Origin of the sequence: Photobacterium jeanii, assembly GCF_001650345.1 — a bacterium.
GTDB classification, from domain to species: domain Bacteria; phylum Pseudomonadota; class Gammaproteobacteria; order Enterobacterales; family Vibrionaceae; genus Photobacterium; species Photobacterium jeanii.
In genome coordinates this window covers 36,892-51,723 of sequence record NZ_LVHF01000015.1, presented here as the reverse complement: position 1 = coordinate 51,723, position 14,832 = coordinate 36,892, and the positions used below count along the sequence as shown (strand labels likewise).

General features: G+C 49.2%; 15 protein-coding genes. 4 read left to right on the top strand and 11 right to left on the bottom strand.

Annotation, left to right across the window (positions count from 1 at the left end; genetic code table 11):
• Positions 1-108: 108 nt before the first annotated feature.
• Both A3K86_RS08310 and A3K86_RS08305 read left to right on the top strand, forming a co-directional pair.
• Complete coding sequence (locus tag A3K86_RS08310; protein WP_084406544.1) at positions 109-1,566, top strand: coniferyl aldehyde dehydrogenase; 1,458 nt, start codon at positions 109-111, stop codon at positions 1,564-1,566.
• 106 nt (positions 1,567-1,672) lie between these two features.
• Positions 1,673-2,281, top strand: coding sequence for a TetR/AcrR family transcriptional regulator (locus tag A3K86_RS08305; protein ID WP_068330600.1), 609 nt, complete (start codon positions 1,673-1,675; stop codon positions 2,279-2,281).
• Positions 2,282-2,329: 48 nt separating this feature from the next.
• Here the strand turns inward: A3K86_RS08305 and A3K86_RS08300 are convergent, their stop codons facing one another.
• The 5 genes from A3K86_RS08300 to ftnA all read right to left on the bottom strand — a co-directional run bounded on the left by A3K86_RS08300 (position 2,330) and on the right by ftnA (position 6,605).
• Positions 2,330-2,869 (bottom strand): DUF3332 domain-containing protein, encoded by a 540-nt coding sequence (locus A3K86_RS08300; RefSeq protein WP_068330429.1) that lies wholly within the window; start codon positions 2,867-2,869, stop codon positions 2,330-2,332.
• Between the two features lie 250 nt (positions 2,870-3,119).
• Complete coding sequence (locus A3K86_RS08295) at positions 3,120-4,307, bottom strand: BaiN/RdsA family NAD(P)/FAD-dependent oxidoreductase (protein WP_068330599.1); 1,188 nt, start codon at positions 4,305-4,307, stop codon at positions 3,120-3,122.
• Between the two features lie 133 nt (positions 4,308-4,440).
• Positions 4,441-5,487 (bottom strand): mechanosensitive ion channel family protein, encoded by a 1,047-nt coding sequence (locus A3K86_RS08290; protein WP_415860032.1) that lies wholly within the window; start codon positions 5,485-5,487, stop codon positions 4,441-4,443.
• A 179-nt stretch (positions 5,488-5,666) separates the two neighbouring features.
• Positions 5,667-6,005, bottom strand: coding sequence for a universal stress protein UspB (gene uspB / locus A3K86_RS22455; RefSeq protein WP_198160415.1), 339 nt, complete (start codon positions 6,003-6,005; stop codon positions 5,667-5,669).
• 72 nt (positions 6,006-6,077) lie between these two features.
• The gene (gene ftnA / locus A3K86_RS08280) at positions 6,078-6,605 is read right to left on the bottom strand and encodes a non-heme ferritin (protein ID WP_068330426.1); all 528 of its coding nucleotides are present in this window, start codon (positions 6,603-6,605) and stop codon (positions 6,078-6,080) included.
• Positions 6,606-6,862: 257 nt separating this feature from the next.
• On the opposite strand from ftnA, the gene A3K86_RS08275 reads away from it, so the two are divergent.
• Together A3K86_RS08275 and A3K86_RS08270 are read left to right on the top strand one after the other, a co-directional pair.
• Positions 6,863-7,285: a universal stress protein gene (locus A3K86_RS08275; RefSeq protein ID WP_068330425.1), complete on the top strand. Its 423-nt coding sequence runs from the start codon at positions 6,863-6,865 to the stop codon at positions 7,283-7,285.
• A 128-nt stretch (positions 7,286-7,413) separates the two neighbouring features.
• The gene (locus A3K86_RS08270; RefSeq protein WP_068330423.1) at positions 7,414-8,295 is read left to right on the top strand and encodes a carboxylate/amino acid/amine transporter; all 882 of its coding nucleotides are present in this window, start codon (positions 7,414-7,416) and stop codon (positions 8,293-8,295) included.
• Between the two features lie 89 nt (positions 8,296-8,384).
• Here the strand turns inward: A3K86_RS08270 and fre are convergent, their stop codons facing one another.
• The 6 genes from fre to trxA form a co-directional block, all read right to left on the bottom strand.
• Positions 8,385-9,095 carry an NAD(P)H-flavin reductase gene (gene fre, locus A3K86_RS08265; RefSeq protein WP_068330421.1) on the bottom strand — a complete coding sequence of 237 codons (711 nt, stop codon included), beginning with the start codon at positions 9,093-9,095 and terminating at the stop codon, positions 8,385-8,387.
• 34 nt (positions 9,096-9,129) lie between these two features.
• The gene (locus tag A3K86_RS08260) at positions 9,130-9,405 is read right to left on the bottom strand and encodes a 2Fe-2S iron-sulfur cluster-binding protein (protein ID WP_068330420.1); all 276 of its coding nucleotides are present in this window, start codon (positions 9,403-9,405) and stop codon (positions 9,130-9,132) included.
• Between the two features lie 21 nt (positions 9,406-9,426).
• Entirely contained in the window at positions 9,427-11,325 is a 1,899-nt protein-coding gene (gene ubiD / locus A3K86_RS08255) for a 4-hydroxy-3-polyprenylbenzoate decarboxylase (protein ID WP_068330418.1), read from the bottom strand.
• Positions 11,326-11,435: 110 nt separating this feature from the next.
• Positions 11,436-12,407: a hypothetical protein gene (locus tag A3K86_RS08250; RefSeq protein ID WP_068330416.1), complete on the bottom strand. Its 972-nt coding sequence runs from the start codon at positions 12,405-12,407 to the stop codon at positions 11,436-11,438.
• Between the two features lie 430 nt (positions 12,408-12,837).
• Positions 12,838-14,103, bottom strand: coding sequence for a transcription termination factor Rho (gene rho, locus A3K86_RS08245; RefSeq protein ID WP_068330414.1), 1,266 nt, complete (start codon positions 14,101-14,103; stop codon positions 12,838-12,840).
• A 195-nt stretch (positions 14,104-14,298) separates the two neighbouring features.
• Complete coding sequence (gene trxA / locus A3K86_RS08240; RefSeq protein ID WP_068330412.1) at positions 14,299-14,625, bottom strand: thioredoxin TrxA; 327 nt, start codon at positions 14,623-14,625, stop codon at positions 14,299-14,301.
• Between the last annotated feature and the right edge of the window lie 207 nt (positions 14,626-14,832).

Sequence of the window (14,832 nt, the reverse complement as noted above, 5' to 3'; positions counted from 1 at the left end):
TAGTCGGTTTGCATGGCAGCCACTGCTGATCCCCAGCAGTCATCCATAGCAAACTCGTCGAACACGAGTATGAGCGCGGTATGTAACCATCAGCGAAAGGACACCATTATGACTGCGGCACACCCAACAACAGCGACGCCTATCACGCCAGTTTCTCAAGCAGAACTGAGCCAACAACTCACGGCACAACTGACGCAACAGCGCCAAGCCTTTGATGCCGCGCCTTACCCGAGTTACGACGAGCGAGTTGCCCATTTAACAACACTCAAGAAAGCCTTGCTCAGCCACAAAACCGCCTTGTGTGAAGCGCTCAATCAAGATTTTGGTCAGCGTTGTCATAACGATACTTTGCTTAGCGACATCATGCCCTGCGTGCAAAACATCAAGTACAGCATCAAGCAGTTGAAGAAGTGGATGAAACCCTCGCGTCGTCACAGTGGGTTGCAACTGATGCCAGGCAAAGTGGAAGTGGTATACCAACCATTAGGGGTGGTTGGCATTATCGTGCCGTGGAATTTCCCTGTGATGCTCAGCGTTGGCCCGCTGATCACCGCCTTAGCCGCTGGCAACCGTGCGATGATCAAATTGAGTGAGTTTACTCCAGCCACCAACCAAGTGTTACGTCAGCTATTGGCTGATGTTTTTACTCCAGAGCAAGTCGCTGTCGTGGAAGGCGAAGCCGAGGTCGCGGCGGCATTTAGCCAGCTGCCGTTTGATCACCTTATTTTCACCGGCTCAACTGCTGTCGGTCGCCACGTCATGCGCGCTGCCGCTGATAACCTAACCCCAGTCACGCTAGAACTAGGTGGCAAATCGCCAGCGTTAATCGCCCCTGATATGCCAATCGACATTGCCGTCGATCGCTTAATTTTCGGCAAATGCCTCAACGGCGGACAGATCTGTGTCGCCCCAGATTATGCGCTCGTACCGCACGATAAAGTGGATGCCTTTGTTGCCGCTTTCAAGCAACGCTTTAACCGCATGTATCCTCACGGCGTTGCCAACAAAGATTTCACCTCAGTGATCAACGAGCGCCAGTATCAACGACTTTGCAGCTACCTTGATGACGCCCGCGAGCAAGGCGCTGAGGTGATCCCATGCCACGATGATGCCCGCGATGACAGCCAGCAGCGGTTGATCCCGCATTTGGTACTCAACAGCAGCGACGATATGAAAGTGATGCAAGAGGAGCTCTTTGGTCCGATTTTGCCAGTGATGCCTTATCGCAATATCGAGCAAGCACTTGAATACATTCAAGCGCGCCCTCGCCCGCTGGCACTGTATTTAATGAGCTTTGACACCGCGCTCCAGCAGCAAGTCAAAACCCACATTCACTCAGGTGGGATGGCAATTAATGACACTGTATTTCATGTTGCCGCTGACGATGCACCGTTTGGTGGCGTTGGTCCATCGGGAATGGGACGCTATCATGGCCACGAAGGCTTCTTAACTTTCTCCCATGCCAAAACCGTGCTGACCAAAGGCAAACTCAATACGGGTAAGTTGGTGATGCCACCGTACCGTGGCTTGGTGCAAAAAATGATGATGGCGTTTTTCCTACGCTGATCTCAGCTCTCACCAACGCCTGATCCCTCAGGCGTTGGTAAAGACAGCATTATCGCTTAATGAGCTTGTCTTCATCACCGCAAACTTTCAATCACAGGCTGAACGTGTGAATAATAAAAAACAGCGCATTCTTGATACCGCATTAACCTTATTTGTTGACCAAGGCATACAAGCCACGGCCACCGCCCATATCGCCAAACAAGCTGGGGTCGCTAACGGCACCTTGTTCCACCACTTCGCAACCAAAGAGAGCTTGATCGCAGCACTTTACCTGCAAATCAAAACAGAACTCGGTGACAGCCTACCCGACTTACCATCTCAACCGACAGACAGCGCAGCGCTCACCCCAGAGTCATTTAAAGCCGCCTTTGCCCACCGCTGGCAATTGGCACTGCAATGGGCGCTCAATAACCCGAACAAACTCCACTTTTTGCGCCAAGTTGCTCACGCGCCACAATTTAGTATCGCCCAGCAACACGAGATGATGACCACCACCATGGCAAACTTAGTACCGCTACTGGAATACGGTATTGATCAGCAACAATTGGCAGCTCGCCCGTTACCCCTGCTGTTAAATTTCTGCCACAGCCATTATCTCGCCACCGCACATTTGTTTATCGAGCGTCCTGATTACTGCGCCGCTCCCGACTATCAACACCATGCGTTTGAATTATTCTGGCAAGCACTCTGCGTGATGCCTTCATCGCAGCCATAAAAAATGGGAGCCGAAGCTCCCATTAGGTTGTCTTTTATCGCTTAAAACTTATGACCAGCTATTCGCGTATTGGGTCAATTCATCCAAGCTCACTGTCGTTACAAACTGTCCATCAAGGTAGAAGTTAACGCCATCTTGCGCTTTTTCACCGCGCAATACTGCGGTTTCACCGTCTTTGTAGGTAACGTACATGTCTAATGTATTGCCATCCACTTGGGCAAAGTACGCTTGTTCGATATCGCTATGACGCACACTCGCCAACGGCGCGGTGGTTAATTGCTTATCTAGCTTGCCATTTACTTTGAAAATCGCTTCCACAGGCATGTCTGCCACCGCAGGTGATTTACCTGTGATTGGGTTACGACCGGTCCAAAACTCAATACTGTTGAAAATGAACACGTCAGCCGTTGCTGCAATGCCGTAAACCGGACTCAGCAACATGAACAACCCTGCACGGCCATAACGATTATCCACTGCCGACAAATTCAGTTTTGTCACAGCCGCAGAGGTACCCATTTGACCAATACAACCCGTTAGTGATGTTGCCAATACCGCCATCGCGACAGCTTTCAACGCAACCTTCGTCATTACCGATATCTCCAATATTCATATCGCAAAAAAAGCGAGCGGATTATAGGAGTTTCCGGCTAAAAATCGAGCTTTTTATATGAAAAAATTTCGACTTAAAAACAGCACTTCTAACACTTTGTTTTTATAACAAAATCAGACACAAAGCGGAGTTTTGCCACTAGCAATAACCGTCTATTTTAAGCGTGATACTAGAGTGCTGACAGTAAAGCGTTAAAAGTCATTATGTTAATGACAACAACACCCCAGATTAGGCATTTTGACCGGCAACAAAACCGCTCGACCACGCCCATTGGAAGTTGTAACCACCGAGCCAACCGCTCACATCCATCACTTCACCGACAAAGTACAAACCCGGTACTTTTTTCGCTTCCATGGTTTTGGATGACAACTCATCGGTATCGACCCCGCCCAAAGTCACTTCGGCAGTGCGGTAACCTTCGGTGCCGTTTGGCGCAATCGCCCAACGGTGGAAGTAATCCGCCAAGGCCGTAATGTCTTTCGGGTTGAACTGTTTCAGCGGTTTATCTTGAATATCACCACGGGTGATCAGCACTTCAATCAAGCGTTTTGGTAACAGACGCGCCAGCGAATTTTTCAAGCTCTGATTCGGGTGCGCTTCACGCATCGCGGTTAGCACTTCTGCCAAGTCATTATCTGGCAGCAAGTCGATGGTCACCTTCTCACCCGGCGTCCAGTAAGATGAAATTTGCAAGACCGCAGGGCCTGACAAGCCACGGTGGGTGAACAGCAGGTTCTCTTTAAATGAAGTGCCGTTTTCGGCATCGATCACCGCAGGGAAAGCAATACCCGATAGCTCAGCAAAGGCGTCTTTGTCTTCTTTATGCAGGGTAAACGGCACCAAGCCCGCTGTGGTTGGTACCCGCTGCAAACCAAACTGCTCTGCGATCTGGTAACCAAATGGCGTTGCGCCCAGTTTTGGCATCGATAAGCCACCGGTCGCCACCACCAAAGACTGGCAGTGAACCGTCTCGGTGTTGAGCTTCAAGCTAAAGCCAGTGTCAGTTTGAGTAATATCATGCACATCGCATTGGTAGCGCTGCGATACCGTCGGCAAATCACACTCTGCCAGCAGCATCTTGACGATGTCTTTCGCCGAGTCGAGGCAGAATAACTGACCGTGGTCGCGCTCTTCAAAGTCGATCCCGTGCTTGCCGACCATCGCCAGAAAGTCCCACTGGGTGTACTGCGATAACGCTGATTTCACGAAATGCGGATTACGGCACACATAGTTGTTAGCTGCCACGTCATAGTTGGTGAAGTTACAACGACCGCCACCCGAGATCAGGATTTTACGCCCTGGTTTTTTGCCGTGATCAACCACCAGCACCGAGCGGCCACGCTTCCCCGCTTCTGCGGCACACATCAAACCTGCCGCTCCTGCGCCAATAATCACTACATCAAACTGTTCTGCCATCTCACTCAACCTGCTTTCACTCACTTGCATCGCAATGAAAAAAGGGATGCTGTCTTAGCATCCCTCTTTAATTCGTTGCGCACATTTTACCCGCCTCGAAGGGCGAATACCAATAGCAATTATGCGACCACGGTTAGTTAACGGTCTGCGACGGCGTATGGCTCACCGCAGGCACATCATCGTTCGGCGCTAAGTGCACGGTACTGGTAGGGAAAGCGAAATCGGCACCGTGTTGATGGACCACTTCGACAATCTTGAGCATCACATCCTGCTGGACTTCTTTGTACTCAACCCAATTAACCGTCTTGGTGAAGGTGTACACCATAATATCGAGCGATGACGGTCCGTAATGATCAAAGCTGACAATCAAGGTCTGGCGAGTGTCGATATCAGGGTGGTGCTGCAACATGGTTTTGATCCCTGCGACCACCTGATTAACTACCGCCGCATCTTGGTAACGCAAGCTCACCGTCTGCTTAATGCGACGGTTGGTCATGCGCGATGGGTTTTCCACCACTATCGAGCTAAACACGGAGTTGGGGACATACAAAGGGCGCTTATCAAAAGTGCGGATCACCGTCATTCGAAAACCAATCCGCTCAACCGTGCCTTCAATTTGGCGATCAGGACTGCGGATCCAATCGCCAACTTTGAATGGGCGGTCGAAGTAAATCATCATCCCACCAAAGAAGTTCGCCAACAGATCTTTGGCCGCCATACCAACAATCAAACCACCGACACCACCAAAGGTGAGGATCCCCGACAAACTCAAGCCAAGATTCTGCATCGCGACCAAGCCGCCAATCACCATCACGATCAGGCGTAAGACTTTCGAGACCGCGTTCAAGGTAGTGACATCTTTGGCACTCTCGGCCATCGCCTGCTCAACATTGCTGATCAAGCGCAGTAAGATCCAAATTAAAGTCCACACCAACAACAAGTGGCGAACAACGGTCAAAAATCCGGTGGGATAATGGCTGGTATTATCGATCGCCACTCCAGTGGCAATCACGGCTGGCCATAGCCAAATCAGCCATGAAATCGGGCGACGCACGGCATCAACTAAGGCGTCATCCCAAATGATTTTGGTCTTTTGCGCCATGGTGGCTAAGTGACGGCTCAGCAGCCACCAACCGCCCCACAAAACGGCACTCAGCCCCAACAGTAGGCCGACATTCATTAACCAATCCGGACTGCTGCCTTGCGACAGCGATGTCCACCAAGCGGACAGTGTTTTCATCATAATACGCAGTAACTTAGCCAGTAATACCGGCTAAGCTATGATGATTCACCGAACTTGGCAATCAGAAATGATGGCAAACAGTCGCTATCATGCAGGAATGTGGCGGCTATCAGGGGTTACATTCCCAAAAAGGCGACTACAAAAATAGCGATGAAGAAGATCATCAAAAAGGTGCTGGCGAGAATAAACAGTCGGCGTACTTTGACGCACTTCGCCATGAAAACGGGGTCGTGATGCTTCTGATATTGCTGACTGCGAATGTAGTGAAACAAGCGAATTTGTTTACTGACATTGCCTTGCGAGGAGAAAAAACCGCGCCCGTCCACTTGCTGGTACAGCAAAGGATCACACTCGCGCATGATGACGAGTAAGGTTTTTAAGGTGCTAACGTAACGAGAAATATTAACCACGGCGACAAAAAATAGCGCCAACAGTAGTGCGTCTCCACTGATCATTTACAACCCCCAAACTACTTAGCACACAAGCTGGGGAGCTAGGGTGCGCCAATACGCACCCTAAAATATGGGTTAGCCCGCTTGTGTATCCATCACAGACTTAGATTCAGCTTTTGCCATCGCAGCAAGATCTTTATCGATGAAGAACAAGGCCTTACCGTCTTCACCCACTAGCTCAATCTTATCTAGTACACTCTTGAACAGTTTTTCTTCTTCGTGTTGCTCAGCAACATACCACTGTAAGAAATTGAACGTAGAGTAATCTTGGGTAGTGAACGCTACGTGCGCCAGCATGTTGATTTGCTTTGTGATCAGCTGTTCGTGCTCGTAAGTTTCACGGAATACGTCACCTAACGACGCAAACTCATGCTTAGGCGCATCAATCGCACCTAGAATTGGCATTGCACCCGTTTCGCTCACATACGTGAACAGACGTTGCATGTGCTCCATTTCTTCAACCGCATGTGCGCGTAGAAACTCAGCCGCACCTTCAAAGCCCTTGTCTTCACACCACGCACTCATTTGTAGGTACAGGTTAGAAGAGAAGAACTCTAAGTTAATTTGCTCATTCAGTTTTTCAACCATTGCTTGCGCTAACATCGCACTACTCCTTCCAATACAATTGTAATAGAGACATTGTCACAGCGCACAATCAAGTTTGCAACACACCCTTAGCATGTAATCAGCAACTAAAGCCCCTTACCTGATGGCACTCCCTCTAAACTACGAGAGACAAAGACAAAAAGACCACTCGATCACGATTTTGTTGTTCACTGAATAAGGTGAGATCCAACCGATATTTTTGCGCCATACTCAGTGGTAGCATGAAGTTAAACCCCGAAAAGGAGAGCAAAATTATGGCTTACAAACACATCTTGGTGGCGATTGATTTGTCTGAAGACAGCGTGGTGTTGGTCAACAAAGCGGCGACGTTAGCGCGCACGATGGAAGCCAAATTATCGCTCATTCACATTGACGTGAACTATGCCGAGCTCTACACCGGCTTGATTGATATTAACTTGTCAGAAGCGCAACACCGCATGGCGGACGATGCGCAGCAACAATTGCGTCACCTAGCTGACAAGGCGGGCTACCCGGTTTCTCACACCTTGGTGGGCAGTGGCGATCTCGCCGATGAAATCTGCGAAGCGATCGATAACCTCGATATTGAACTGATTGTTTGCGGTCATCACCAAGACTTCTGGAGCAAAATTCTGTCTTCAGCCAAACAACTGATCAATCGCACTCCAGTCGATATGTTGATGGTGCCACTCAAATAAACCATCTCATGACACCCTATTAGCGGCGAGTATCCGCTCGCCGCTCCGACCTGTTATAACGCCCCTCTAATAGCAGCAGTAAACTGATACACTAACTCCATAACACCAATGGAGTAAGTAACACTGTTATGGGATACCTTTCCGCTATCACCCTGCTGTGGGCATTTTCCTTCAGCCTGATCGGGGTCTACCTTGCTGGTCAAGTGGACGCCTGGTTTTCGGTATTAACCCGCGTCAGCTTAGCGGCGTTGGTCTTTTTACCGTTTCTGCGCAAGCAGCACCTGCATGCCAAACTGGCACTCAAAATCATGACCGTTGGCGCTTTCCAACTCGGCATCATGTATTGTTTCTACTATCAGTCTTTCTTGTACCTTTCGGTCCCTGAAGTGCTGTTATTCACCATTTTCACCCCGATTTATGTCACCTTGATCTACGATGCACTTAAGCGTCGGTTCTCGGCTTGGTATTTGATTACGGCGGTGATTGCAGTAATGGGCGCAGCGGTGATCAAATTTGAAGGGATCAACGAAGATTTCATCATCGGCTTTTTGATTGTCCAAGGTGCTAACTTAAGCTTTGCCATTGGTCAGGTCGGTTACAAATGGATCATGGAACAAGAAGCGCGTGACATTCCACAGCATACCGTTTTTGGCTTGTTCTACATTGGCGCTATGTGTGTCGCCTTACCCATGTTCTTGCTGTTCGGTAACCCAGACAAACTACCGACCACCAGCACCCAATGGGGCATTTTGCTCTACCTTGGCACCATCGCGTCTGGCTTAGGCTACTTTGTATGGAACAAAGGGGCTACGCTGGTCAATGCTGGCGCATTGGCGATCATGAACAACGCCTTGGTACCCGCAGGGCTTATCGTCAATATCGTGATTTGGAACCGTGATGTCGATTACCCACGCTTGATCATCGGCGGCATCATTATCGTCTTCTCGTTGTGGCTCAACGAAACTTGGGTTAAGCGTAAAGTCGAAGCCTCACGCCAAGCTGCGGCGTAATCAATAACGACAGCACGTTACAAACAAAAACGGCGAGCCACAGGGCTCGCCGTTTTATTGTCAATTAACGCTGTTATCGCAACATCTGATTAGATAAATGAGAACGCATCAGCAAACATACGCTCGCGCTCAGCGCCTTTCTCTGCGGTGAACTGCTCACGCGCGGCACCCGCCATTTCAAAACGACCACAAATGTAAATGTCGTAGGCAGACAGGCTCACGAAATCTTCGCTTACCGCTTCTAACACATTACCCACTTTACCCTGCCAGCTCGCTTCTGCTTGCTCTACCACAGGCACGTACGTCAGGTTGCTGTGCTTATCTGCCAACGCTTGTAGTTCATCGTTCGCGTATAGTTGGCACGCATCACGACCGCCCCAGTAAACGAAAATTGGCTGGTTCACACCACGGCTAAGGCAGTTATCTAAAATACTGCGTACGTAAGAAAAACCAGTACCACCAGCAATCATGAGTAGTGGCTTGTCGCTATCGGTACGCACCCAAGCTTCCCCGTGAGGCGCTTCGATTTCAACTGGAGTACCGGCAGCCAATGCCGCTTTCATGCTTTCAACCACTTCAATCGCATACGGGTTGTGCTCTGCCGCACCAATGTGCAACTCAAGCTCACCTTGGCGACAAGGGCTGCTCGCAATCGAGAATGGACGCTTGTCTTTTTCGCCCATCACAGCCAGTAGGTACTGACCCGCTTTGAATTCAATCGCCTGCTCTGGCTGTAACAAAATACGGAACGTGTTACACGCCAATGGCTCTACTGACTTTACTTCACATTTAATCGACATGGTTTTCCTCTAGTCGTTCAGGTGCCTGACGGGGTTAATCCGTATCAAGGCTGAGCACCAAGTCACTTTTCGCGGTTGCCTGACAAGTAAAAATCCAACCTTCGGCTTGCTCATTCTCAGTAAGCATAGGCTCTAGTTGGTAACTTATCTCGCCCGATAGTTTGCGACACATGCACATCGCGCACGCCCCGACCTGACATCGGTTAGGAAAAGCGATACCTGCGTTGAGCGCCGCTGCCAACACACTCTCATGCTCAGTCGCAGTAAAAGTAATATCGGCAGGCAACAGGCGTACTTGGTGTTTGTTCATTCTATTTTTGGGGCGCAAGCATCACACTTGCGCTGACTTATCGTTAAAAATCGCTAAATCATCCCAGATCGCGTCAATTTTAGCGACGATTTCCGGATCTTTGCTAATCGGGGTGCCCCATTCACGGTCGGTTTCACCCGCCAGCTTATTGGTCGCATCCAGCCCCATCTTAGAGCTAGTGCCAACCTCGAGCTGCGTCGCCGCATCACGGGTCAGCATCACGGTATCGCGGCTTGGATCCATTCGCGTAGTGACCGCCCAAATGACATCGTTCCAATCACGAACATTCACATCGTCATCGCACACAATCACAAACTTAGGATCGGTAAATTGCGCCATGAACGCCCACACCGCTTCGATCACCGCAATGCCGTGACCAGCCCCTTGTTTCTTGATGCTCACAATCGCCATACGGTGACTATCGGCTTCCGGTGGCAAGTAACAATCAACAATCTCAGGGTACTGCTGACGCAGCGCTGCCAGTCCCGCCTCGATATCAAAGCTGGTATCCAAGTTAACGACCGTTGTTGGTGTGGTTGCCGTTTCTGCGTCCCATTTAATGGTCGCATCCAAGCCCATCTTAGAGCCTAAGCCAACCACAGGAGAGGCAAAGTCGAGTGAGTCGATGGGAGTATTATCGATCATCACAGTATCGCGCAGCGGATCCATATGGACCGTCATCGCATCGATCACACTGTTCCAATCGCGGGCATTCACGGTTTCATCGCACACAATCACATACTTGGTGTACATGAACTGGCGCAAGAACGACCACACGCCCATCATGACTCGCTTGGCATGACCTGGGTACTGCTTCTTCATGGTCACCACCGCCATGCGGTACGAACACCCTTCTGGTGGCAGGTAGAAATCGACAATCTCAGGGAATTGTTTTTGCAAGATCGGCACGAACACTTCGTTCAGCGCCACCCCTAACACCGCAGGTTCATCAGGCGGACGACCGGTATAAGTGCTGTGATAGATCGGATTATTACGCATGGTCACGTGGGTCACGGTAAACACATGGTGACGTTCCACTTCGTTGTAGTAACCCGTGTGATCACCGTACGGACCTTCATCGGCAAATTCGTTGGGGTCGATATACCCTTCCAGAACAATTTCCGCGCTCGCTGGTACTTCTAAGTCGTTGCTGATGCTTTTCACAACTTCGGTTTTACTGCCACGAAGCAAGCCTGCAAACGCATACTCAGATAAGGTATCCGGCACTGGGGTCACCGCCCCTAAAATCGTTGCCGGATCGGCACCAAACGCCACAGACACTGGGAAAGGTTTGCCCGGGTTGGTTTCCATCCATTCGCGTAAATCCAACGCTCCACCACGGTGCGCCAACCAACGCATGATCACCTTGTTCTTACCCAGTTTTTGCTGGCGGTAAATCCCTAGGTTTTGGCGTTTTTTATTCGGCCCACGAGTAATGGTTAACCCCCACGTTAGCAGTGGCGCAACATCGCCCGGCCAACAGCTCATCACGGGGATTTTATCTAAATCAACTTCGTCACCCTGCCAGACGATATCCTGACATGCCGCTTTACGTAGTCGCTTAGCTGGCATGTTCAGCACTTGCTTAAACACAGGGATTTTATCGAGCGCATCACGAAAACCACGTGGTGGCTCAGGCTCTTTTAGGTAAGCAAGCAGCTTACCCACTTCGCGAAGCTCTTTAACATCGTCACGGCCCATACCAATCGCCACCCGCTCAGGTGTGCCGTATAGGTTGGCTAGAACAGGGATGTCGTAACCGATTGGATTTTCGAACAACAGCGCTGGACCGCCCGCGCGCAGGGTGCGGTCGCAGATTTCTGTCATTTCCTGATTGGGATCGATAGGCTGCGAGATGCGCTTTAACTTACCTTGCTGCTCAAGGTATTCGATAAAGTCGCGCAGATCCTTGAATTTCATAGGTGCTACCCGTTACCAAGTGGCACCCGATAATCGGTGTGCCCATCACTTATTGGAGCGATATTATAACGAGTTGTTAACGTGATCTCACCCGATTATCACGCGCGCTGTTACTGCTCTAACACTATTTGCAGATTCTTTTTCAGCACATTACTGCTATGAGAAGACGCCAATTGACGCAGCCAACTGCTGTAACCTTGTTGCGCCAGTTGTTGTGCCACCACCACGCCATCATCGTTTTCGCCCATTTTGGCGATCAGAAACTGACGCGTACTGGCTGGCATCGGCTTCAAGGCAATCAAGGTTTTAAAGGCTTGTTGCTTGAGCGACGGGTTCATGGTCGCCGCCATCAACTGGGTCAGCGCGTCCGGTTGCGGGGCTAACGAGGCCAAGCGGTTCAACTCTTGGTAACTGTAGTGATCGCTGCGGCGTCGCCACAACAATTGATACATTTCATCGTCACCCGAATGTGCCGCTAAGCTGGCAATAATGGCGTTATCTGGCAGCCACAATAGCTGACTGTCAGTTGCAAACTGTGCCACCAGCTTATCAATCGCTTGGGGGGATAAATCCTTCACTCGCTCAAGGAATAAATCACGACGCTGTTTTTGAGTAGTTTGGTTGAGGGTCAGCCATTTAGATAACTGTAAGGTGCCCGATTCGGCTTTGCGCATCATGTCATCGGCTTGCAGTTCGTGCTCCCAGTGCTGGATCAAAGTTCGCGCCTTCGCCCCGTAATGAAATGCCGCCTTGGTCACCTGATAACCATCCCCTTGCTCAACAATACTGAACTCAGGTTTACGACCAGCCTGCTCAGCCAACCAAGTGGCTTTGGCTTGATCTAACTTGCCAAACTCCGCCGCATAATGAACCAAGTTCTCTCGCACGGCTTCTTGCGCTAAAGGCGGCAATTGCGACAGGTTAAATTCCAACGCACGAAATTCATTACGTTCGTAAAGGGTTTTGAGGGCTTGTGCGCGATCGAGCACTTGTTGAGATTGACTCACTTCTTCTACTTGCCGCTCGGTCACTTGTTGTGCCGAAACCGACGTCGTCGTTGTCAGAAGTAGTAAGAGTATCATGCACCATCCTAGTCGCATGCTATCTCCTTCTTAGTAGAGAGTGGCCTCGTCGCCATTGTTATTGCAGGCAATAACAGATCACGGCTATGAGGTATAACGTCGTCCTGACGTTATTGATAATTGTTATCCTAGCTATAGCGCACTCACTGCCTTTAGCCAAGGAAAAACAAGGTAAAAAAGTACTAATACTTCGTTGCGATCACTTTACTACGCACCGCATTGCTTATCTTTTGGTGAGCATTTATCCGCTTCAATCACTTAACGCAAACATTGCGTCATCTCACCCAATCACCACTCATAATTGAATAGTGTATAAAATCAATTATGCCCTAACCTCAGGCAATAAAAAACGCCACACGAGGTGGCGTTTTCTAATTTGTGACTGGTCTCGACTGTTATCGAGTTTGCCCTTGCTGGGCATTCAGTCCAATTACGAGTTTTGGCGACGCATTGCGTCAAAGAACTCATCGTTGGTCTTAGTCATAGATAGCTTGTCGATCATGAATTCCATGGTGTCGATTTCACCCATAGCATGAACAATCTTACGCAGGATCCACATCTTCTGTAGCTCATCCGCTTTCGCCAGTAGCTCTTCACGACGTGTACCAGAGCGGTTGATATCAATCGCAGGGAATACACGTTTCTCTGCGATCTTACGAGATAGGTGCAGTTCCATGTTACCTGTACCTTTAAATTCTTCGTAGATCACTTCGTCCATCTTAGAACCCGTATCAACCAGTGCGGTTGCGATGATAGTTAGGCTACCACCTTCTTCTACGTTACGTGCCGCACCGAAGAAACGCTTCGGACGGTGTAGTGCGTTAGCATCCACACCACCCGTTAGTACTTTACCTGATGAAGGTACTACGGTGTTGTAGGCACGCGCTAGACGAGTGATAGAGTCCAGTAGGATCACTACGTCTTTTTTGTGTTCAACTAGGCGTTTCGCCTTTTCAATGACCATTTCTGCCACTTGTACGTGACGAGAAGCTGGCTCATCGAACGTCGAGGCAACCACTTCACCTTTCACTAGGCGTTGCATCTCGGTCACTTCTTCCGGACGTTCGTCGATAAGCAATACCATTAACTCACACTCAGGGTGGTTGTAAGCAATGCTTTGAGCAATGTTCTGTAGCAACATGGTTTTACCCGCTTTCGGCGGTGCTACGATCAGACCACGCTGACCTTTACCAATTGGTGATGCTAAATCAAGAACACGTGCGGTGATGTCTTCGGTAGAACCATTACCACGCTCCATACGCATACGTTCGTTAGCGTGTAGCGGGGTTAAGTTTTCAAACAGGATCTTGTTGCGGGCGTTGTCAGGCTTGTCGTGGTTAACTTCATTTACTTTCAGTAGCGCAAAGTAACGTTCGCCATCTTTTGGTGGGCGGATTTTACCCGCAATGGTGTCACCAGTACGAAGGTTGAAACGGCGGATTTGGCTAGGAGAAACGTAGATGTCGTCGGGACCGGCAAGGTAAGAACTGTCTGCTGAGCGAAGGAAACCGAAACCATCTTGAAGAATTTCTAGAACACCATCGCCAAAAATGTCCTCACCACCTTTTGCGTGCTGCTTTAGAATCGCGAAGATGATGTCTTGCTTTCTTAAGCGCGCTAAATTTTCCAATCCTAAGCTTTCGCCAAGCGCAACCAACTTAGAAATAGGTTGGTTCTTCAGTTCTGTAAGATTCATAGTGGTGGGTTTCTTGTTTGTCAAAATGGGGTTCTATATAAGTTGAGAGAATTATTGACCAATGGGGCTGGTCATGAAATGAACAAGTTTGATATTTACGTGCAATAAGTTAGCACTAAACCTTCCATCCGTCTAGCATAGTCGCAAGACAAACTGTGCACAATATGGAACTGCGCACAGTCCGGAATTTACATCTTAAACGTTCGCGTCTAGGAACTCTTTAAGTTGTGATTTTGATAGGGCACCAACTTTCGTTGCTGCCACGTTACCGTCTTTAAATAGCAGTAACGTTGGGATACCACGAATACCAAATTTTGGTGGCGTTGCAGCATTCTGATCAATGTTTAGCTTACCAATCGTTAGCTTGCCTTCGTATTCTTCAGCAATCTCGTCAAGGATTGGGGCAATCATTTTACATGGACCACACCATTCAGCCCAAAAATCGACTAGTACAGGGCCAGCAGCGTTAATCACATCGCTTTCAAAGCTTGCATCGCTTAGCTGCACAATCTTGTCGCTCATCTTCCACTCCAATGGTTGATTTTATTAGCTTATACCAATCCGGATAAGTAAATGTTCAATGTTTAACTGATAAAACACCAGTAAATTCAAGGCGCAAAGGTCGGTAATTAGTCTCTCTAATTACAGGTTAATACACGATGAATTGGTAGGTTAAATCCGCTTACATGATCAGATAGCTTGTCTGATTAAGTATTATTTATACGCTAG

Coding starts and splice junctions, on each gene's coding strand:
- A3K86_RS08310 (WP_084406544.1), top strand. CDS start 109: ATGACTGCGGCACACCCAACAACAGCGACGCCTATCACGCCAGTTTCT.
- A3K86_RS08300 (WP_068330429.1), bottom strand. CDS start 2,869: ATGACGAAGGTTGCGTTGAAAGCTGTCGCGATGGCGGTATTGGCAACA.
- A3K86_RS08295 (WP_068330599.1), bottom strand. CDS start 4,307: ATGGCAGAACAGTTTGATGTAGTGATTATTGGCGCAGGAGCGGCAGGT.
- A3K86_RS08290 (WP_415860032.1), bottom strand. CDS start 5,487: ATGAATGTCGGCCTACTGTTGGGGCTGAGTGCCGTTTTGTGGGGCGGT.
- uspB (WP_198160415.1), bottom strand. CDS start 6,005: ATGATCAGTGGAGACGCACTACTGTTGGCGCTATTTTTTGTCGCCGTG.
- ftnA (WP_068330426.1), bottom strand. CDS start 6,605: ATGTTAGCGCAAGCAATGGTTGAAAAACTGAATGAGCAAATTAACTTA.
- A3K86_RS08275 (WP_068330425.1), top strand. CDS start 6,863: ATGGCTTACAAACACATCTTGGTGGCGATTGATTTGTCTGAAGACAGC.
- A3K86_RS08270 (WP_068330423.1), top strand. CDS start 7,414: ATGGGATACCTTTCCGCTATCACCCTGCTGTGGGCATTTTCCTTCAGC.
- fre (WP_068330421.1), bottom strand. CDS start 9,095: ATGTCGATTAAATGTGAAGTAAAGTCAGTAGAGCCATTGGCGTGTAAC.
- A3K86_RS08260 (WP_068330420.1), bottom strand. CDS start 9,405: ATGAACAAACACCAAGTACGCCTGTTGCCTGCCGATATTACTTTTACT.
- ubiD (WP_068330418.1), bottom strand. CDS start 11,325: ATGAAATTCAAGGATCTGCGCGACTTTATCGAATACCTTGAGCAGCAA.
- A3K86_RS08250 (WP_068330416.1), bottom strand. CDS start 12,407: ATGATACTCTTACTACTTCTGACAACGACGACGTCGGTTTCGGCACAA.
- rho (WP_068330414.1), bottom strand. CDS start 14,103: ATGAATCTTACAGAACTGAAGAACCAACCTATTTCTAAGTTGGTTGCG.
- trxA (WP_068330412.1), bottom strand. CDS start 14,625: ATGAGCGACAAGATTGTGCAGCTAAGCGATGCAAGCTTTGAAAGCGAT.